Here is a 21032-nt window from a genome sequence, read left to right as displayed (position 1 = left end):
ATGGCGAGACACGGCGCGCAGAGGGGCAGAGGGCGGCGTGAGCCTGCCCGCTCGCCGCTGACCGACCTCGCCATTTACGCGGTCGTTTTCGCCGGCGGTGTCGTGGGCACGGCCGCGCGCTACGGCCTCGGCACCGCGTTCGCCGGCGCGCCGCAGCCGTGGGATATCCACTGGGGGACGTTCGCGGCGAACGCGCTCGCCTGCTTTCTGTATGCTTTTTTGACGGCTTCTGTGGTCAATCTTCGCTCTGCACGCACCCGTGAACTCCTCTCGCGCGGACTAGGCATGGGCATGTGCGGGGGACTGTCCACCATGTCCACTCTGGCGCTGGAAATCACTGCGAACGGCCTCGGATGGGTGTATGCCCTCGTGTCCATCTGCGCGGGGGTGCTGTGCGCGATTCTCGGCGCGTGGGCTGGTGGGAGAATTGGCAGAAGGCAGAAAAAAATACGTGAAAATACGCGCGCTCACCGTGCGAGGACGCACAGAAGGCACTAAGCTCTAAAGAAAAAGGAGCTTTATGGTGGAATCTATCTACGGGACGCGCCGTCCTGCCATGGAACGCGTGCAGGCGCGGGTCGTGCAGGAGCTCGCGGCGGCGAACGCGCGCGAGAAGCTGTACGAGCACGTCATCACGCGCATCAAATCGGAGGATAGCATGCGCGAAAAGTGCGCGCGGCGCGGCCTCAAGCCGACGCCGGAAAGCGCACTGAGCGAGATTCGCGACGCCATAGGCATACGCGTGGTCACAGGCTTCATCGAGGATATTCACCGCGTCGTCGAGGTGCTGCGCGCGCTGCCGGGCGTGCAGATAGTCGAGGAAAAAGACTACGTGTATAACGCGAAACCGAACGGATACCGCTCGTATCACGCCATTCTCGCGGTGCGCGACCCGGGTGACCTGCGCGACCCGGACGCGCCGAACGGCCACGACGCGCCGAACGAGGACGAATCGTACTACGTGGAAGTGCAGGTGCGCACCATCGCCATGGACTCGTGGGCGGCGCTCGAACACCAGATGAAGTATAAAAAAGGGATAGCGAATCAGGACCGCATAGCCGCGGAGCTGAAGCGCTGCGCGGACGAGCTCGCCTCATGTGACATGAGCATGCAGACCATCCGCCATCTCATTAATGGGGATTAACGGGACTAACTCGGGGACGAAACGATGAAAATCCTTATAGCAGAAGACGAACCAGCCCTGCGCCGCGCCTACCAGGTGGCGCTCGAACGCCAAGGATATGAGGTCACAGCCGCCGCAAATGGGCAGGAAGCAGTGGACCAGGCCAGCGCGCACGCTTTCGACCTCCTGATTCTCGACATTATGATGCCCGTGAAGACAGGGCTTGAAGCCCTCCGCGAGATTCGGGAGAGTGGGAATAAGACCTATGCCATCATGCTCACGGCCATGGCAGAAGTGGATGACCGGGTTACGGGCTTGGACGCTGGGGCGGATGATTACCTCACGAAGCCTATCTCGCTGAAGGAGCTCATGGCGCGGTTGCGGTCCATCGAGCGGCGCTTCGAGACGAATTTCACGCAGAAGGAGCTCAGCTTCGCGAACATCACGCTGAATGTACGCGAGCAGGAGATCATAGCCCACAGTTCCATGCGGCTGAACGCGAACGAGTCGAAACTGCTCGAATACCTCATCCTGAATGCACAGGATAAGACGGTGACGCAGGAGGACGTGTACGCGCATACCTTCGAGCGTAACGAGGAGAAGGACGCGGGCTACGTGTGGATATACATCTCGTATCTGAAGCATAAGCTGCGAGCCATCGGCGCGCAGGTGCGCATTACGGGGCAGGAAGGCGGGCCGTACGGGCTTGAGGTGGCTGCGGCGGATGCTTCTGCTGTCACGCAAGGCGCGGCTTCGGCAGAAGGCGCGGCCTCGGAGGAAGGCGCGGCCGCATGATAAACCGCTTCCGCATCCGTTTCGTCCTCATCGCCGCCGTGGCCATAGCCATCGTCATGATTCTGCCCACAGCCGCACTGAACTACGCCTCACACTGGGAAAATGGCCGCGAGACCACCACACTATTGCGGCTCATCGACGAGAACGATGGCGTCCTGCCCAGTAACCTCGCACAGCTGACAGCCTTAGGCATTACTGACACGGATGCCCAGCATTACCAGTACTTTAGCGTGCTACGCGGCACAGATGACACCGTAACCATCACGAGAAAGTCAAACCTCGACTACATCTCGGATGCACAGATCTCCGCCGCCGCGCTCGCGGTCATGCGCGCGGCTTCCACTACCACACAGGAGGGCACTACCGTCATCCACGGCCAGTCCTTCTCCTACCTCATGAGCTCAGACTCTGAGGGCACGCGTCTGACGGGCATGAACATAAACCCCGAGCTGACCAGCCGCACACGCCTCTGGAATCTCTCGCTTATCTCCTTCTTCGGTGGGCTCTTGCTCTTTATCCTCATCGCTACTATTCTTTCGCGCTGGGCCATCCGTCCGTTCATCGAGAACTATGAGAATCAGAAGCGCTTCATCACAAATGCGGGCCACGAGCTGAAGACCCCGCTGGCCATCATTTCTGCGAATACAGAGCTGCAGGAGATGCTCGACGGTGAGAGTGAGTGGAGCGCCTCCACGAAGGAGCAGGTGGCGCGCATGACGGCGCTCATTAACCAGATGGTGGCTCTCGCGCGTCTCGAGGAGCAGCCCGATATGCAGCTGACGGACATCGATTTTTCGGATACGGTCCAGCGTGCGGCCTCGAGCTTTAAGAGTTCGGTCATCCGCGACGGGAAGACCTTCCAGCTCACTGTAGCGCCGGATATTCATGTGAAGGCGGAGAGTAAGTCTGCCTTCGAGCTCGTGAATATCATCGTGGATAATGCGAATAAATACTGTGACGAGGATGGCACGGTGTCCGTGATGCTGCGCCGTTCGCGCGACTGGCGTTACAGCGCGCACCTCGAAGTGGCGAACACGTACGTGCAGGGGAAGGGACGTGACTACTCCCAATTCTTCGAGCGCTTTTACCGCGAGGACGAGTCGCACACGCGCGGAGCTTCTGGCGGCGCTTCTGCCTCGTCCGCGCAGACCACGTCCACGCCTGAGACCGCGCAGCCGGCACGCAGCGGCTTCGGCATAGGCCTGAACATGGCGCAGAGCATGGTGAAGCTTTTTAAAGGTCGCATAGATGTGCGATACAGTGAGGATACTATTATTTTCATCGTACGCATTTAAGATGCACGACAGTTTAGAGAGGGTGAGGAGGGAGGCCGCAGTGTCCGTAACCATGCTTCTTCTGGTGAGCGCGTGTGGCGGCGCGGGCGCGGTGGCGCGCTTCGTGCTGGATACGCTCATTAAGCGCGCGTGGCCGTCCGTTTTCCCGCGCTCGACGCTGGTCATAAACGTTCTGGCATCGCTGGGCTTCGCGGCAGCGCTCGTTTTCCTACGTAATCTGCCCATTTTTGGGGTCTACACGCTCGTGACCACGGGCTTTCTCGGCGGCTTTTCCACGTTCTCCACGGCCATGAATGAGGTCGTGACGCTGGCTCGTGGCGGGCACTGGCGTGAGTGCTGCACGTATGCTGTGCTGAGCGTGGGTCTGCCTGTGCTGACTATGCTGCTGAGCATTATGCTGTTCGTGTCAGTACGCGGCTGAGCATAGGACACTGAGCGCTTCTCGTGCCGTACGCTGGTTCGTGCCCGTGTAGAGGACCACGAGACCGTCGCCCGGGTGAATGACCGTATCCGCGTTCGGCACGAATTCGCGGCCCGCTCGGCGCACGGAAACCACCTGGGTATCTGCCGGCCAGGCGACGTCGCGTATGGCTTTTCCGAGGATACTACTGCCCAATTCTACCGGGAGTGCCATGAGTCCCGAATCCACAGTGGATTCTCTCTTTTCAGGGTGGTTCTTCGCCATATACCTGTCTAGCAGAGCATGGTAAATAGGCTCTACGTGCAGGGCATCTGAGACGAGCAGTGAGATGAGTGTGACGGCTGCCACAGGGAACATATGAACGAGCGATCCACTCATTTCGATGACGAGCAGCATGGAGGTAATAGGTGCCTTCACCGAGGAGGCGAGAGCTCCTGCCATGGCCAGCACGGCGAAGGTGGACACATACTTCTGGTCCAGAGAGAACTCCATAGTGCGTGCGAAAAGGCTACCGGCCACTGCGCCTACCGTCAGAATTGGCAGAAAAATGCCACCCGGAACGCCGCTGCCGAAGCTCGTCGCGGTAAAGAGCATCTTCACGAGCAGGAGAGCGGCCAGAAGCAGCACCGTGCCTCCGCCCTGCTCGGCGAAACGGATCAGGCTGCCACCGCCGCCGAGAGCCAGCGGAAACGCGAGACCCACGCCAAGTGCGAGCGCCAGAGCCAGCAGAATCCGCCAGAACGCGCTGAGATGGCCGAGCGCCGTCTGCATGCCCAGCAGCAGCTTATTCATGGCCGCGCCGGTCAGACCGCTGACCACGCCGAGAGGCACGAGCCAGGCGTACGTGGCCAGGTCCATCTGCGCGATGGCGGTAAACTTCAGAACCGGCATAAACCCGAGGAAGAGCTTCGAGAGGAAGTCTGCCGTCAGCGCGGCCGTGGTGGCCGTAAAAAGCACCACCGGGCTGAAGCTGCGGTACACCTCTTCCAGAGCGAACATCATGCCGGACAGTGGCGCGCTGAAGGCCGCAGAAAGACCAGCGGCCGCGCCTGCCGCTATGAAGTTCTCACGCTCCACTTTCGAGCGTCCCAGCTTATCTGCCACGCCCTGCGCTGCCGCCGCGCCTATCTGAATGGAGGGCCCTTCGCGGCCCAAACTCATACCGAAGAAGCCGCAGACGATGCCCGCGCTAAAGCGCACGAGAAGAATGGACCACCAACGCATCTTCAGCCCCCAGAGCAGAACACCTTCCACCTGCGGAATGCCCGATCCGGCCGCCATAGGCTCCCATGTGACGAGCTTCGCGATGACACTAGCTGCGAGGACGGCAGCGACGACCCAGCCAGCTATGGCTAGGGGGTGAGCGGCGAGGAAAGCGTAGAGACCGACCGCCCAGGAGTTTCCATATGCTATGGCTGCGCGGTAAGCGACGACGAGCAGGCCAGCTGCCACTCCGCACAGAATGCCCTTCGCTGCGGTGGACCACTGGCGGCGGTGTGAGCCGGACAGGAGTTCCTGCGTGTGTGTGCGGTAAGCGGTGCGGTGCGTGGTACTCGGGGTGAGGGCGGCGTCTTGTAAGGAGCTTTCGCCCGAGCCGGGGCCTGAGCTGAGATTCATGCTGAGACTCGTATCGAGGTCGAAGGCCTGCGCGTCATCATCCACGAGGGCGGACGCGTCGAGAGTAGCGTGGGCAGCGTGGGACGTGGACGCGTCATATACCTGTGCTGAGCCGAACTTCCGCCATCGTTTCTTCGCCATCGTTTCGCCGTCTTTCTTCTCTGAGTCTCTCCTCTATAGTTCTTTTATGGTTCTATAGTACGACATACTCATGGGAGACGTACGGGACTACAAGACTGGACGAGATTCTGTGCTTGCGAGGAGAATCATCATAGCGGAGTAATCCGGCTCTTCTTTTTAAACCCGGTAAACGCGTTCAGGGCTAAAACCTGAACATTATCGCGAAAAGCTTGCGACTAGCTCGCATGCCACGAGCTGACTGTCTGTTCACTTCTGCTCTCGACTATATCTCACAAGTGCGCGTGTGCGTATACTATTTGATATTCATTTTGAGCTGTGTTGTAATGTTTTTCGACAATGGAAACAACTGAATAAAAGGAAAATTTATTATGGTAATGGATGATGAGAAAGGAATGGTTATGAAAAATTTCACGTGTGCGGGAAAAGATCCGAAATGCAGGAATATTCTATTCCAAGTTATCAGCTGGGGATTGTCTGCTCTATTTATATTTCTGTCGAGTATTCTTGTGATAGCGTGTCCCATTAAAGGGGAAGCATTAAGATTCATCGTATCTTTTGGAGTTCCTATCGTGGTGCTAGTCGCGTATACTCTTAAGTCTTTTATTATTTACTATAGGAATGAATGGGGGAAAAAGTGTAATAACTTTCTCTTCGTTAGAGGAATGGCATGTAGCGCGTTGTGGATATTTTTTACATTTCTATTCTGCTGGTGCTCAGTTAAGGGATTCTACACGTCTTCACAAGTTTCTGCTATACGAGATATACTCGAGATAATATCTATAATTCTTATCATAGCCTTCTCACTGATCTGGGTATCGCGTACTATCTCTATAACACTGATACGGGGTATTTGCGTTTTCATATTTGGCTTATGCCTCCTCAGTATAGGAAATTGGGCTGCCTATACGGCAGTTGCTGCGGCTATTACATACCTTATGGAAAACATTAAACCTGTGGCTTTTAGAGTATATGGGATAACTCTTCAGGATGATGAACATAATAATGGAATTATTAAAAGCAGCATCGTGGTTTTGCACGCTTTTACTTGTATAGTGATTCTTACTTTGGTAATCACTGACTGGATTCACGATGTTCTTCATTTGAGTTTTTTCAGTCCTTTTTTGCTTTCTCATACGGACATGCAGGGTCCTTTTTATCTGATTATTCGGATGCTGTCGGATAGGGCTATTGTGTTTGCGATTATTTCTCTTTTAGGGTGTCTCTTTTACAGGTACATTAAAAATAAGCGTGTAATATGCAGAATTTTCAACACTGTTACAGAGGAGAATTGAGAGAGAAGCATCAGTTTTGACTATTGCCAGCAGTGCACTACTCGTATAGCTTATAGTTCTGGCGCTTCGAGTGAGTACAGAGTGTCTTCGGCATCGGATTAACATGATGGAGTCGCAGTAAAATGAGAGGGGCTGGTAGTTCATAACCTGAACTACCAGCCCCTCTGGGCGTTTCGTAGGGGTATTCTGTACGAGAGTGGGGTCTAGACTGTGACGAAGAAGACTGAAGGAGACAGACCATGACGCCTGATGAAGTAAACGCATACCTGAACCGTGACCATGCTGCAGATTTGAACGCTGCAGCCGAACGCTTACGCGGTGTCGCACGTCATACGCAGCTAGAGGAATCGCGCATACTTTCCGAACAGACAGGGGTGCGCGTGCTACTCAAGCCAGAGAACCTGCAGAAGACGGGATCGTTTAAGCTGCGCGGTGCGTATAATAAGATAGCCTCGCTGAGCCAGGAAGAACTGGACAGAGGCATCGTTACGGCATCAGCAGGAAACCACGCGCAGGGTGTGGCCTATGCTGCCCGTGAGCGCGGTGCGAAAGCTACCATCGTCATGCCGCGCATTACGCCACCTATTAAGGTGGATGCCACGCGCGCTCTCGGCGCTCAGGTGGAACTCGTGGGAGATGTGTTTGATGAGTCGAGCGCGCACGCTGCGAAGCTTTCGCGCGAGCAGGGGCTCACTTTTGTTCATCCGTTTAACGATTACGAAGTACTGACGGGTCAGGGTACCATAGCTATGGAAATTCTCGAGGACTGCCCGGAAGTGACGGATATTCTCGTTCCGCTCGGTGGCGGCGGCCTCGGAGCTGGCATAGCCATGGCGGTGAAGACTTTCGCGCCGCATGTACGCGTTATAGGTGTGACCCCGGCAGGGTCCCCTGCTTTTGGCCAGTCGTTCGCCTCAGGAGCGCATACGGTGCTTGCTGCGGATGCTGTCCACACGGCGGCTGAGGGTGTGGCGGTGAAGCAGCCGGGTGACCTCACGTTCGCATTTCTCGAGAAGTATCTCGACGGCTTTGTGACCGTGTCTGAGCGCGATATTTCGGAGATGATTCTGCTCATGCTGGAGAAGCATAAGCTCGTAGTCGAAGCGGCTGGTGCTGTCTCGCTCGCAGCGCTGAACGAGCTGGATAAGGTTACCTGGTTCGGCTCGAACGGTGTGGATACGTCTGCTGAGCGCGTCATCGTGCCCGTACTGTCTGGTGGAAATATCGATACGGTGACCATCGGTGCGGTGATCCAGCGCGGTATGATTACGCGCGGACGCATCATGCAGTTCGGCGTAGAGCTTCCGGATACACCGGGTCAGCTCGCTCTGATAGCGCAAATTCTCGCAGACCTGCGCGCGAATGTCATCGAGCTGAACCATGACCAGTTTAAAGCTCAGTCGCACTATACGAATACCGTACTGCTGGAAGTGACGGTGGAGACGAATGGGCCAGACCACATTCAGCAGGTCATGGATGCACTGCAGGCGAAGGGCTTCAGGATAAACAGAGTCTACTAGTGCAGAGCACTGAGAAAATTTCTCGCGAGATTGTCGTTTTGTAGTCACGAATGACCGTTGACTTTTAAAACTCAAGATAGCCTATGGCAGAATCACGCCATTTTTAGTGTGTGATGTGTGTCATTCGTGACTACAAACTGCCCATTTTCACAGAACGTGCATAATCGTCCTCAGCAGGAAACTCCGGGGACGATTATTTTTTGTTTCTAGCCGGCATAGGGATAAGAAGGTTATGTGAAGATTGGCCTTTTGTAGTCGCGAATGACCATCAGAAAAAACAGGAAATGGCATCGTTCCGCGATTCCTTGTCTTGACTTTTAAAAGTCAACGGTCATTCGTGACTACAAACAGGGCACTTTCGCCGAAAAATCCAGAGTGCTAGGCGTACTTCTCCACATACTCCTGAACGAGCTGCGGCAGCGCTTCCTCTATAGGCGAGCGCAGGATATCTGACGCAGCAGCATACCCATCCATACCTGTAGGCTGCGCATTCAGAATGCGGATGCGCTTTCCCTGCTGGAACGCAAACGGTACGAGAGAGGCTGCAGGATAGACTTCGAGGCTGGAGCCGATGACCCACAGCTCATCGGCCTCCTCGATGCCCGTAGCCGCACGCTCCATGGCCCCATGAGGTAGTGACTCACCAAAGTACGTCACATCCGCCTTCAGCAGCCCACCACAGCGCGAGCAGTGCGGATCTGGCTCCGCGTCCAGAGCATCCATGATGGCAGACGTCTCATACCCTGCCCCACACGACAGGCAGTGTGAGGTGGCTATGGTGCCATGGAGGTTCACCACGAGAGAGGAAGAATTGCCAGCACGCTCGTGAAGCCCGTCAAAGTTCTGCGTCGCTATAATGCTCAGCAGTCCCGCGCTCTCGAGCGAAACGAGGGCTGCGTGTGCCGGGCCGGGCTGCGCGCGCCAGACCGCGGACTCCTTCTGCCAGCGCCACGAATACATGCGCGCCGCGCGGTCGGCGAGGAAAAGGTCATAATCGTAGACGTTCGTCTGCTCGGGGTGCTTCGTCCAGACGCCGTCCGGGCCGCGAAAATCCGGGATACCCACAGACGTGGAGATGCCCGCCCCGGTGAAAACTGCTATGCGCATGTGCGCTCCTTCCCGTGAAAACTCAGCGAAAGCCATCTCGACACGACGCGCTGGACAGCGTCGGCTCTATCCTCTAGCATGGCTAGTGACGTAGTAGTCATATTACACGGTAGAAAGTAATACTATGGTCACCGCACCATCTCGGTCGCGCGAAAAGCGTACCCTCAGGGGCCGCATCATCTCTGTCAGCTGTGCCTTCGTAACGGCATGCGCGCTCGCGCTCACGGGACAGCCCGTGTCCGCGCTCGCTGCTGAGGATCCTACGCACACCATTCAGGCAGGACAGGTCCGCATTTTTAACCAATCGAGTCCTCAGGACATTACTGAGGATAACTCCTTCACGCTGAACGTGGCGGAAGGAGAACAGCACTATAGTCCAGAAGAGACGCTCGTCCAGCTCGCGGAAACGAGCCAGGCTCAGGCTGCATCAGACGCCATTCCATCCGGTTACTCCACGCAGAAGTCCGGCATGGACCTCACGTGGGATACCACGGGCAGCCAGTACGAGGAGAACATGCTGAAGGTGGCATGGACGGGGCCGGAAGGCGCGCGCGTCTTCCTGTACGCCACGTCTGGCATGGGCTCGAATGACCCACAGAGTATTCTCGAGGACGAGTCCGGATACGAGATAGACGCGTCCGGCACATGGCTGACGCAGAACGGCTCGCAGTCGCGTCACCTCGACTGGCGCTTCACGCAGCCGGGCGAGTATACGCTCGCCGTCCGTTCGCTGGCTCGCAGCGCGAGCGGAGGATATGCCGCCGCACGGAACTACGTGTATCGCGTGAGCGTAGGCCGCGCGCATGCAGCCGCGCCGTCTGCTGCTTCTTCCTCCTCTTCTTCTTCTTCTTCTGATTCCAATTCATCCTCTGATGATGGAGGCGACCCCGAGCCCGCGGACTCGGCCGTCGAGCCCGCTCCCGCGAATGCTCCATTTACAGGGGACGTAGCGAGCGAGAAAGCTCCCGAAGAGCATCCTCTCGACCCCCAGACAGGGAAAGAACTTCTTTTCCGCACGCATGTCGATGCTGCACATGCGTACTGGGATAGGGCGAGCCAGAAGCTGGCAGTGGGCGTCATCGACGGCTCCACGCTACGTCCAGCACAGAAAGTGGCTGTCCGCCTCGGCCCTGATGCTGACGAGCGCGATGGGCGAGAAGTCTCCCGCATTAAGCTGCCGTCGAACGGAGCGCTGAACTTCCTCGGCAAGCCAGGAGATATCCTGTGGAATGCTCCAGGCCAGTGGTACCAGGGACATCACCCGGTATGGCCAGGCGTGGGCGCGGGAAAGATGCCAGCCGATGTGAACCCCTACTCGCTGACCTTGAAGCTCACCCGTGTGGAGGGGCCAGGCTGGGTCAGTGTGTGGCGCAGTGGAAGTGATTTCGTGGCGCAGGATCTCGACTCGCGTGATCCGCAGAAGATGTCCATGAATCTCGTGGCAGGTGGTCACGGACACTATAATTGGACCTTCTCGAAGCCAGGACGCTACTCCATGACGTGGGTAGTCACCGGGCAGATGCGTGACGGAACTCCACTGAACTCCGAGGAAGCGCACGTGGACTGGCTCGTGGGACGAGACTCGGATGTGGGGCTGCCGGACGGGTTTACGCCGAGCTCGGATATAATCACTCCTGCCGAGCAGTTTGTAGATGCGGATAATTCCGCAGACTTCGGCGGGAAAGATGACGGTGAGAACGAGGACGCCGAGGAGCCGGACGTTCCGCAGAACGTGTCCTGCCTTGTGCCAGGCCATTATGACCTCATGGCGCGGCCAAACACACAGGCGAACGACGGCAGCATCTCCATGACTCTCGCGGATGATTCGGGCTCCGAACGCACGTACCATTCGAGCTACACGGCCGTCATCCCTGTACCAGACTTCGCAGCGCGCACACTGAGCGATTCCTCGCCATCGGCTCTCAAGCCTCTCGGACAGAAGGGAAGCCGCGTGTGGACGCTGCCGGAAGTGCAGGATCCATCCCTCGTCTGGTTTGGTATGAATACGGGAGAATTGGACTATAAAAGCATCCTCCAGCCGGGCGTGAAAGCGGAACTTTCGGACTTCGCGGGCCCGGGACGGATGGTGCTGTGGGATGCGAACGTCTTCGACGGCGCGCACACGCTGCTCGATACGGCGAACTTCGACCGCCAGCTCTTCTTCTCCTCACCGACGCACCGGCACCTTGCCACGAGCTTTAGTAAGCCAGGCATCCATAAAGCCAGCTACTCCTACGAGGTCTCGCACACGCCAGAGTCAGGTCTGCGCAGCTTCGCGTACGATTACTACGACGTGTACTACGCCGTGGGGAATGCCGCTATACGCAAGGCGTGCGGCGAGGAGTTTGCTCAGAAGTACGCGGTAAAGAAGGATACGCCGCAGCCGAGCGAGGAGAAGCAGAAGGATGAGCAGAGCCAGTCGGCACAGCCTCAGCCAGGCCAGCAGGGGCAGCCGTCCCAGCAGCAGATAGCCGATCCGAGCGAATGCCGGCCGGTGACCATCACACGCGAAGCCACGGAAGCGGAAGCTCGCGCGCTCGCCGCACGCGCTTCGACAGGTTCTGGAGGTGGCTCGAGCTCCGGCGCTCCGCCGAATACCGCGCGCACGACGCTCACCTTCACCGTGGGGCCGAACGCCCGAGGAAATGCCTCAGACGGTCACTATGATCTCGGCCCTGCCATAGAAAACGGCACTCTCGTGGCGCGCGTGAAGAATGACTCCGCAGGCGGCCGCTGGGTCGATCCACAGTCACTGACCTTCGCGCTCGGAAACCGTGCACAGCTCACAGCTCCGTCTGCGCTCAGTTTCGTGGCCTCGCCGGGAAGCACTGTCTGGGCCATTTCCTCCACGCAGGTGGCAGGAGTGCCGTGGCTCGGTATGAACTCGCAGCGCCCGGAGGTAGTGTCCGGTACGCGCGGCGGCGTGACCTTCAGTCTCGAGTCAGTTTCTGGACCGGGTCGCTTCGCGGTCTTTACTTCCGGGGCTCTCGGAGGTGGCGTGGGCACGCATGTCTTCGATGGGCCGGGATCGCAGTACGTCTTACCTGCGCACACGCATGCCCATCAAAACTGGGTCTTCACTCAGCCGGGGACGTACCGCGTGACTTTGCGCATGAGCGTGACGCCTACGGGTGTGGCTTTGCAGGGCAGCGGCTTCGGGGCTCTTTCGGGTAGTTCGGCGCGCTCGACGGTTGCCACGGCAGCTGCAGCCGGCCTCACCCTCACGGGCGCGAAAGGCGAGCGTGGCCGTCCGATGGTTCAGCAGACTGTGGGTCAGCGCGCGGATGGCACTGCGTGTGCTCTTCCGGGCTCTGGTGCAGGTGGACTGGCGGATACGGGCGTGGATGTGCGGGCGGTCGCGCTCGCAGCGACGCTTCTGCTCCTGCTCGGCATCGCACTTTCGTGGCGAGCAGGCCGAGCAGCGCGAACGGCTCTGCCGAACCGTTCGATGCGAACGCGCCGAGCGGCCCGCCCAGCCCTCGCCGCCCTCACGGCCGCGTGCATGATGGTGACGCTCGCAGGATGCGGTGGAATTGGCCCAGAAGCGCGAGCAGAAGCAGACGGCACGCGTCAGCTGAACGTGGTCACGACTACGGGCATCCTCGCGGACCTCGCGCGGCACGTGGCCGGAAGCCGCGCGAAGGTCAGCCAGCTCATCCCGAACGGTGCCGATCCGCATAGCTGGGAGCCGTCTCTGCGGGCCATCCGCGACGTGGCGTACGCGGACGTGGCGTTTACGAATTATCTTCTCCTCGAGCAGCATGCGCTCATCCGCGCGCTGGATGCAAATCTGCCGAGGAGCGCGACCTCCGTATCCCTTGCGGAAGAGGCTACGAAAGTGGGCGCTACGGTGCTTCCCCTCGTGGAAGACCGCGCGCTGGACACGGTGTGGCTGGGGATGCGGGTGGCAGGTCAGGGCGCTGAACTCGGCGCCACGCGCTCTTCACAGATAGATCTGCAGGTCACGTCTGTGAAGGGCCCTGGCCAGGCCGCCGGATATGTGACGACCACGTTCGGCGCGCCGGAAGTAAGCTTTTCGTCCGCGGACGGCTTCCAGCCGGCGGACGGGTATGCGAAAGATACGACCGTTCTGCCGGCAGACGCGCATCAGCACATGAGCTGGGCGTTCACGAAGCCGGGCGTCTATACCATCCACGCGAAGGCGCGCCTGCGGGTGACGCCGGACGCGCGGCCCGTGGAGCTGGGCGAGGGCGATCTCGTATGCGCGGTGGGCGTGAATACGGCTGAGGTAGCGCGCTCGCTCGGACGGCAGATGCTGTCTGAAGCGCACGCCGACCTGACCGTGGACCTCGCCGCGCGACGTCTGACGCTCATGGCGGATACGCGCGCGGACGGCAGCCTGCCAGTGTCTGCTGCTGGAGTGCCGGGCGCTGCGTCCGTGAGCGGTATGGCCGCGTTTTCGCTCGACGACGTCCTCGTGGATGTGCCGGCGCGCACGCTCACGCAGGTGCCATCGTCAGCCAATTACCGCTTTATCGCATCGCTCGGATCCGAAGTCTATATGCTCCCTCAAGCAGTGCTGGGAAAGCACGTCCATGGGCAGATAGATCCACATCTCTGGCATGACGTGCATAATGCAGCGGCCTATGTGAAAGTCATCCGCGAGACACTCGTAATGCGCGACCCTGCTCATGCGGACGAGTACCGGGCGAATGCTGCACGGTATCTGAGCGAACTGGAGAAGCTAGATGGAGAGGTCTCTTCTACACTCGCAAAGATTCCCGAAAGCCGCCGCCAGCTCGTCACGACGAACGACGCATATGGATACCTCGCACACGCGTACGGTCTGAGCGTGGCCGGATTCGTCACGCCAAACCCAGCTACCGAGCCGTCGCTCAAAGACCGCAAAAAGCTGACTGCCACCGTGCGTGACCTCAAAATCCCCGCAGTCTTTCTCGAGCCGCAGCTGGCGCGTATGCGGTCCGTGCTGAAGACCGTGGCGGCGGAAAATGGCGTAGCGGTGTGCCCGCTGTATGGAGATACTCTCGACGAGCGCGCTCCCACCTATGTGGACATGATGCGCTTTAATGCGCGCTCGCTGGTGACGTGCCTGGCAGGAAAAGCAGGAGAGAAAGGGAAGGAATGATGACGACGATGATGAAAAATGTGAAGCAGGCGTGGGCGTGGGGTGCGCTCGCGGTGGCTGGAGTAGTGGCAGCGGCGCTCGTGTGTGGCGCGCTACCGGGCGCTCATGCGGACGAACTCGACCAGACAGTCAGCTCCAGTGAGCAGATCTCCGCGGAGAAGACAGTACTCGACGTGGGCCACGCTGACCTCGGTCCGAAAGTGGTAGATGGTCGGTGGGGCGTGTATGTGCGCGACGATTCGGGTGCTGAGCCTGTCTGGAGGCGCGCAGAGGATGTGGTCTTCCGAGTGAAGGACGCCGCACAGCTCGACGTGCCAAGTGGCGAAGAGTATGCGCAGCTCGGTGCTCAGGCAGGAGAGCGCTGGTGGGTCATCCCGCAGACGCAAAATCCGGACGTCGTATGGCTTGGCTGGAATACGCAGGATCCTGCGGCCAGCAGTGTGATGGACCGCGGTGCCACGATGACTCTCGGTGCAGCGTCTGGGCCGGCAGTGAGCGCAGGTGGGCGCATGGCTCTCTTCGTGCAGGAAGGGACATTTGATGCGCCGCGCTTCCTCGTACCGGGCGTGGGTGTGCAGACCTCGCAGGACGTCTGGGTAGACGTGAACATGCACGTCCATGCGAACTGGGCGTTCAGTGCAGCCGGCATCTACGCCCTTCCAGTGCGGTTCTGCGCGAAGACGACGGATGGAAGCGGAACGAATGGCACGCAGTGCGCGAGCTCCACGCTCCGCTTCGCTGTGGGAGACTCCACGCCAGCGCAGGATGCGTTCGGCGTGCAGGCGGCGTCGCTGGCGGATGCCTCCACGCAGTCTCAGCCCGAGTCGAAGCCGGAAGCGCACGACACTCATGTTTCACGTGAAACATCCTCATCGAATATCACCACGTTCCTCATCGGCGGCATCTGTGCAGTCTTCATCGTGGCGAGACTCGCGCTCGCAGCAGTGCGCGCTCGCGCGATGAAAAAAGAGGAGGAATTGGCCAGAAAGGAAGTGGAACATGCATAACGACAGCCATGCGCATCACGCGCTCGACGTGCGCTGCCTGAACGTCACGCTCGGCGGACGGCACATTCTCGACGACGTCAGCCTGCATGTGCACGCGGGCGAATTCGTCGCGCTCATCGGCCCGAACGGCGCGGGAAAGACTACGCTCATCCGGTCTATCCTCGGACTCATTCCGCACTCGACCGCCGGAATGAGCGCGTACGGCGTGCCGCTCGACGCGCGCACCGTTCGCACGCGCGTGGGATACGTGCCGCAGCGCCACGAATTCGCGTGGGATTTTCCCATCACCGTGCGCGAAACGGTGGTCAGCGGTCTGACGGGCATACTCGGATTCGGACGACGCGCGAAACTCGAGCATCAGAAAGCGGTGGAAGAAGCCATGCGCCGCGCAGACGTCACGCATCTGGCGAGCCGTCCGCTCGGCGAACTCTCAGGCGGGCAGAAGCAGCGCGTTCTCGTGGCGCGCGCACTCGTGCTGCGCCCGGACATCCTCCTGCTCGACGAGCCGTTTACCGGGCTCGACATGCCCACGCAGGAGCTGCTGAACGACCTCTTCCGTGGGCTCGCGCGTGAAGGCTGTGCGGTCCTCATGACCACGCACGACCTCATCTCCGCGCTCGACCAGTGCGACCGGCTCTACCTCATCCGCGAACGCGTGCGGGCAGCCGGAACGCCGGACGAGCTGCGCGAAGTGGGTGTGGACGTGTGGATGGATACCTTCCAGATCCGCGAGACGAATCCCCTGCTTGGGGCGCTCGGGCTGCGGGGAAAAGACGGAAAGGAATAAAAGGAATGACTATGCTGAGCTTCTCAGAATTTCTCATGGACCTGACGAATCCGGCGCTCGCCTTTCTGCCGCGCGCGCTGCTCGTCGCCGCGGTGAGCGCGCTCGTCTGCGCGGTGGTGGGCACGCACGTGGTGCTACGCGGTATGGCGTTCATCGGCGATGCCGTGGCGCACGCGGTCTTCCCGGGGCTGGCGGTCGCGTTCGTCTTCGGGGGCTCGCTCGTACTCGGCGGCGCGGTGGCAGGTATCCTGACTGCTGTGCTTGTGGCGCTGCTGTCCCAGAACCGTCGGCTGAAGGAAGATTCCATCATCGGCGTGCTGTTCGTGGGCGCCTTCGCCATCGGCGTGGTGGTGATCTCGCGTGCTGCCGGCTACGCGGGCTCGCTCCAGGACTTCCTCTTTGGCTCTATTACGGGCGTGCCGGCGGAGGATATCCCGTATCTGCTCGTGGGATCTGTGCTCGTGGTGGGGGTGGTGAGCTTCTTCCGCAAGGAGCTCGTGGCGGTGACGCTGGACCGCGAGACGGCGCGCGCGCAGGGCATTCCGGTTCTGCTCATGGACGTGATCCTGTACGCGTCTGTGGCACTGGCCGTGGTCCTCGCCGTGCAGACCGTGGGCAATGTCCTCGTTCTCGCCCTCCTCGTCACGCCCGCGGCCACCGCTCGGCTGCTCGTGAACCGGCTCGTTCCTATGATGGCCGTGGCGGCCGGGCTTTCGGTGGGCGCGAGCTTCGTGGGCATCTACCTGTCCTGGGCGCTCGACCTTCCTACGGGCGCGACCATCGTCTGCCTTCTGACGTCAATTTTCGCTCTGGCGTGGCTGGCCGCTCCTCGGCATGGGGTGCTCGTGCGGCTGGTGCGTGTGGGGAAGGTGCGTGCGGGGAAGGCGCGTGTGGGGAAGGTGGGGCGCTGAAGAGAGGCGTTGGCTGTAAATCATCTCATTATGGTCGGTTTTCGGGGTGTAAAAGATGCCATGCATCAGATGATTTACAGCTTACTGGAGTCTGTGTGGAATGGGCGGGTGAGGAGTTCATATAATGCTACACTGGGAGGTGAGGAAGAAAACAGGGTAACGGTGTACCGAGCGTCTATGCTGATGCTCGTTTTCTGTACTGGAGGCATACCTGATGAGGGGTATGAGGATAGTACGGAAAAGAGTGAGGATGCTCGTGTATGCCGTCAGAGAGAAAGGAACGCTCATGGTGTGCTCACACTGTGGCGCGCAAGTGACTGCGGACATGCGAGAGTGTCCGGTATGTCATACACCGCTAGTTATGGAATCCACGTTCGTGGGGGGTGCTCCTCAGAATAATGAAGGAAGTACGGCTCCTCCTATGGCTTCTGAGCGCGTAGCTCGACCAGCTGTAGACGTGAAAAAAGTATGGGAAAGTGCGGCTTTTCAGAAGAATCTGCGCTCGGCGGGGATGTCTGCTGGCATCGGCATAGGCGCTGCATTAGCTGTCACACTCATTACTGTGATAGTACTCATGTCTCAGGTCGCTACTTTATCGCAGAGCAGCAATCCTGTGAATCGTTTAGTAAATGCGTCTGGAATATCGTCTGTATTTTCGTATGCATCGGGTATGAGTTCTCAGACCGTTTTTCTCGTAGTTTTTGGATTTATTTTTACTGCAGGAATTTCAGGCTCTTATGCTGCTTCGGCAGGAGGATCTGTCTTCGGACAGAATTTAGGTATGCAGGTAAACATACTGTTCCCGCTATCTCTCGTAGGCATCGCACTGGTGGTGGGCTGCGCATATGGGGCATATAAGTATGCACGTAAAAATGTCGAAACGATGAAGTGGGGCCGGTTGCTGAACATAGGCTTGTCTGCACTTATCAGTGGTGTGGTATATGTTCTCATCACTGTGTGCACAGGTACATCCGTATCTGCCTATTCAGCAAGTGTTACGCTGAGTGGAGCTACCTTCCGTACGTTTATGATGGCTGTCTTTACTGCTGCGCTCGGAGCGTCTCTCGGACATCTTCTCGCTATTATGTACTCATCCGAGAAGAAGCCTGACCTTACTGGGGTTACGGCGAAGCTGGGAGGAAGCTTAAGTTTTGTACGCACTGTTCTAGAGTTCGCGCTTGCGGCTGGAGCATACGCTCTGCTTCTATCAGGTGTGGGGATAATAGTGATGGCTACACAGATAGGTCTGGGAGTTTCCTTCGTAGCTTTTCTGCTCGTGTGGCCGGTACTAGCATCAGCGGTATTTGCACTTTCCACAGGTGGTTCTTTGACTGCATCAGGACTTGGTGTAGCCTCGGGTAACCTGACAGCTTTTAACGGCCCATGGTGGATGTGGCTGATGGTGCTCGGCATGGTCATTCTGACTCTGGCTCTCGCATATAGGCTTGCATTACGCCATACACTAAATGAGGAAGAACGAGCATGGTCTCAGGTCTGGAAAGCTCCTGTGGCAGGAGGGATTATCTGGATAATCGTTCTGGCTCTTTATATGCATATAGAAGTGACTATACCTATGATGTCTGGAGTTAGCGCGGGGGTGGAACTGTGGCATGTCCTCCTCGTTATGCTGTGGATATTCGCCATAGAAGTCCTAGCTAGGGTAGTTATTCCAGCGGTCGTAGACCCAGCACAGCGTGCTCATGTCGAACAAGGTGTAAAAGAATCCCTTCATAAGGCTACGACGATGAGTAAAAAGACGAAGCTCATCATTATTCTTACATGCGTGCTCTTAGTACTTATAGCTGCGGGAGCGGGTGCGGTAAGAATACTGAATGATACAGTGTTTAGCCCGAGAGTGGTAGCGGAAAAGTATCTGGCTGCTATCTCAGCGGGGCATTATGATGAGGCAAGTGCCATCGCAGATCCGCAGGTGGATAAGGATAAGCGAGTGCTTCTTACGGATGCGGCTGCAAAAGGCGAGAATACGACTATCTCCCATGTACAGATTAAGGAAGTGTTCTTCGAGAATAGTGATACTGCTGATATCCGTTATGCGTTTAACATCGATGGGCAGACATATGAAAGTGATCTGCACTTGATGTCTGAGGGGAATAAGTATCTCTTCTTTAAGAACTGGATTCTTAGTGTCCCAGAATTGAAAGAACTGAGCATAACGTCTTCTGTAAAGAGTGGCATTACAGTAAACGGGGTGCCGGTTAGTCAAAAGAACTCCACCACACCTGATGGAGAACTAAGGCTTAAAGTATATCCAGGTAAATACACTATAGATTTTGCAGAGACGAAGTACCTTGAGGCGAAGCCTGTGACAGAAATAGCTGCACAAATCGATGCTCGCGGGCAGGTGCTTGAAGTAAAAACGAAGAGTACGGTGCTTGAAGAGATAAATAAAGCTATCCATGAGAAGCTGGATTCCTGTGCTCAGTCTACGGCGGTAGCTCCTGAGGGCTGCCCATTCCGTCTGTATACGTACTTCGGGAGTGAAGAGGATTACAGGAATATCTCGTGGAGTATAGTAGATTATCCGGAGATCACTCTGAATAGTAACGGTCCTTCAGGTACTTTCTCCAGAGACTACACCTCAGCATATGCTGAAGCGAAGGTGACCTATGAACGTAAGCTCTTCACTGATGACTGGGTATCTGGCGAGGATTCGCGGTACATTAACGTCAGTGGTAGCTATGCTATCGATGGGGATAAGCTCACTATAAAGTTTGATGATTCAAACTGATATAGGATGCTGGAAAGGATGGGTTTAGCTGGCGCTGTAGCGTACAGCTAAACCCATCTTTGGCATGTCGAAGAAGAGCTACGTTCATACTCGTGCAGATACGACGACCGGCTCTGACCATATCCGTAAATATGGCGAGCCGGTACTGGTAAAAGAAAATATATCATAGGGGCACTCCAAACGGACATATCCCCTGAGACATCACAAAGTCGGGCTAGCGGGATTTGAACCCGCGACTTCCTCGTCCCGAACGAGGCGCGCTACCAAGCTGCGCTATAGCCCGATTATTCTCCCATGTGCATATGCACATGTTCAAACGTTACATAGTCTACCTCCACGCGCGGAAGAAGAAAAGCGCGTGTGTCCTCTGTCATCTTCTCTAAAGACCGGCAACGTGGTCGTAATGTAGAAGCTATCGGATGAATTGACCTACGAAAAAGGACATACCATGATACAGAACGTAACGTTATGAACGACGACCTGGCCTACGCCTCGCCGGACAGCTGTGTATCTGACTTCCAGCCGCGGGCCTTCGAGGAGGGTGCGCAGTACTACTACAGTGCACGCGGAAAATGCGTGGAGTAAGCCAGCCTCGCGTGAGATTTTCGACGCAGCGCGTAGTGAGACTAAGCAGTGGGTGGAAGTGACAGAAGCGAGCCACTTCGACATGTATGACCTGTATCCGTTCGTGGATGAGGCATCGGAGGCGATACGCGGATTCTTTGCCGAGAAGCTTTAGGGTTAAGCGGGGCATGGATGTGTCGTGCTTCTGCAGGTGATGGCTTGCGACACGCCGTGGGTTGCGCCGGGTGGGTGTGGTGGTGTATTGTTTTTATTCGCTGCCTGATACGGCATGAATCACTTTTTTCTTAGTTTTTGTGGTTTGTGTGTGTTTGTGTTGTGGTGGTTTGAGAACTCAAGAGCGTGTTTTGTACTACTTTTTATGTTTTGATAATGCCAGTGATACTCGCCCGTGTATATGGGTACTTGGAAGAGTTTAATGAGTGTCTATTTTTGTGCGTTGAATGACTTTTTAGTTGTTTTTCGTTGATTTTTTATTATTTTAAGAGTCTTTGATTGGATTCTTTCACGATTTTTTTNTGAAGGGTTTGATTCTGGCTCAGGACGAACGCTGGCGGCGTGCTTAACACATGCAAGTC

At 57.5% G+C, this 21032-nt stretch carries 14 protein-coding genes, 1 tRNA gene and 1 rRNA gene; 13 read left to right on the top strand and 3 right to left on the bottom strand.

What is annotated here, in order from left to right; all coding sequences use genetic code 11:
- The 5 genes from ALMA_RS05180 to ALMA_RS05160 are packed head-to-tail and all read left to right on the top strand — an operon-like array spanning nt 1 to nt 3634.
- A complete protein-coding gene (locus ALMA_RS05180) occupies nt 1-498 on the top strand; it encodes a fluoride efflux transporter FluC (protein ID WP_094726675.1) in 498 nt (165 codons plus the stop codon).
- A 22-nt stretch (nt 499-520) separates the two neighbouring features.
- The gene (locus tag ALMA_RS05175) at nt 521-1144 is read left to right on the top strand and encodes a GTP pyrophosphokinase (protein ID WP_094726674.1); all 624 of its coding nucleotides are present in this window, start codon (nt 521-523) and stop codon (nt 1142-1144) included.
- Nucleotides 1145-1168: 24 nt separating this feature from the next.
- Nucleotides 1169-1918, top strand: a complete 750-nt coding sequence (locus ALMA_RS05170) for a response regulator transcription factor (RefSeq protein WP_094726673.1) — start codon at nt 1169-1171, stop codon at nt 1916-1918.
- Nucleotides 1915-3213: a sensor histidine kinase gene (locus ALMA_RS05165; RefSeq protein ID WP_094726672.1), complete on the top strand. Its 1299-nt coding sequence runs from the start codon at nt 1915-1917 to the stop codon at nt 3211-3213. Before ALMA_RS05170 ends, ALMA_RS05165 begins: the two co-directional genes overlap by 4 nt.
- A 40-nt stretch (nt 3214-3253) precedes the next feature.
- Nucleotides 3254-3634, top strand: coding sequence for a fluoride efflux transporter FluC (locus ALMA_RS05160; protein WP_244568883.1), 381 nt, complete (start codon nt 3254-3256; stop codon nt 3632-3634).
- Here the strand turns inward: ALMA_RS05160 and ALMA_RS05155 are convergent.
- Nucleotides 3620-5392, bottom strand: coding sequence for a ClC family H(+)/Cl(-) exchange transporter (locus ALMA_RS05155; RefSeq protein WP_094726670.1), 1773 nt, complete (start codon nt 5390-5392; stop codon nt 3620-3622). The two genes, ALMA_RS05160 and ALMA_RS05155, sit on opposite strands and share 15 nt — an antisense overlap.
- 1531 nt (nt 5393-6923) lie before the next feature.
- Between ALMA_RS05155 and ilvA the strand changes: the two genes are divergently transcribed.
- Nucleotides 6924-8204 carry a threonine ammonia-lyase gene (gene ilvA, locus ALMA_RS05145; RefSeq protein ID WP_094726668.1) on the top strand — a complete coding sequence of 427 codons (1281 nt, stop codon included), beginning with the start codon at nt 6924-6926 and terminating at the stop codon, nt 8202-8204.
- A gap of 378 nt (nt 8205-8582) precedes the next feature.
- Here the strand turns inward: ilvA and ALMA_RS05140 are convergent, their stop codons facing one another.
- Nucleotides 8583-9347 carry an SIR2 family NAD-dependent protein deacylase gene (locus ALMA_RS05140; RefSeq protein WP_094726667.1) on the bottom strand — a complete coding sequence of 255 codons (765 nt, stop codon included), beginning with the start codon at nt 9345-9347 and terminating at the stop codon, nt 8583-8585.
- 88 nt (nt 9348-9435) lie between these two features.
- On the opposite strand from ALMA_RS05140, the gene ALMA_RS08200 reads away from it, so the two are divergent.
- From ALMA_RS08200 to ALMA_RS05115, 5 genes are all read left to right on the top strand, one after another.
- Entirely contained in the window at nt 9436-14418 is a 4983-nt protein-coding gene (locus tag ALMA_RS08200) for an anchored repeat ABC transporter, substrate-binding protein (RefSeq protein WP_094726666.1), read from the top strand.
- Nucleotides 14415-15425, top strand: a complete 1011-nt coding sequence (locus ALMA_RS05130) for a choice-of-anchor M domain-containing protein (RefSeq protein ID WP_094726665.1) — start codon at nt 14415-14417, stop codon at nt 15423-15425. Before ALMA_RS08200 ends, ALMA_RS05130 begins: the two co-directional genes overlap by 4 nt.
- Nucleotides 15418-16212 (top strand): anchored repeat-type ABC transporter ATP-binding subunit, encoded by a 795-nt coding sequence (locus tag ALMA_RS05125; RefSeq protein ID WP_094726664.1) that lies wholly within the window; start codon nt 15418-15420, stop codon nt 16210-16212. Before ALMA_RS05130 ends, ALMA_RS05125 begins: the two co-directional genes overlap by 8 nt.
- A gap of 11 nt (nt 16213-16223) precedes the next feature.
- On the top strand, nt 16224-17123 hold the full coding sequence (locus tag ALMA_RS05120; protein ID WP_094726663.1) for an anchored repeat-type ABC transporter permease subunit: 900 nt from the start codon (nt 16224-16226) through the stop codon (nt 17121-17123).
- 361 nt (nt 17124-17484) lie between these two features.
- Entirely contained in the window at nt 17485-19872 is a 2388-nt protein-coding gene (locus tag ALMA_RS05115; protein WP_094726662.1) for a zinc ribbon domain-containing protein, read from the top strand.
- A gap of 209 nt (nt 19873-20081) precedes the next feature.
- Here ALMA_RS05115 and ALMA_RS05110 read toward each other — a convergent pair.
- Nucleotides 20082-20155 (bottom strand) — tRNA-Pro (locus ALMA_RS05110).
- A 258-nt stretch (nt 20156-20413) separates the two neighbouring features.
- Between ALMA_RS05110 and ALMA_RS05105 the strand changes: the two genes are divergently transcribed.
- Nucleotides 20414-20611 (top strand): hypothetical protein, encoded by a 198-nt coding sequence (locus ALMA_RS05105; RefSeq protein WP_211278340.1) that lies wholly within the window; start codon nt 20414-20416, stop codon nt 20609-20611.
- A gap of 358 nt (nt 20612-20969) precedes the next feature.
- A 16S ribosomal RNA gene (locus ALMA_RS05100) occupies nt 20970-21032 on the top strand; the annotation flags it as partial.

Origin of the sequence: Alloscardovia macacae (assembly GCF_002259705.1) — a bacterium.
GTDB lineage: Bacteria > Actinomycetota > Actinomycetes > Actinomycetales > Bifidobacteriaceae > Alloscardovia > Alloscardovia macacae.
This window is presented reverse-complemented; position numbering and strand designations above follow the sequence as displayed.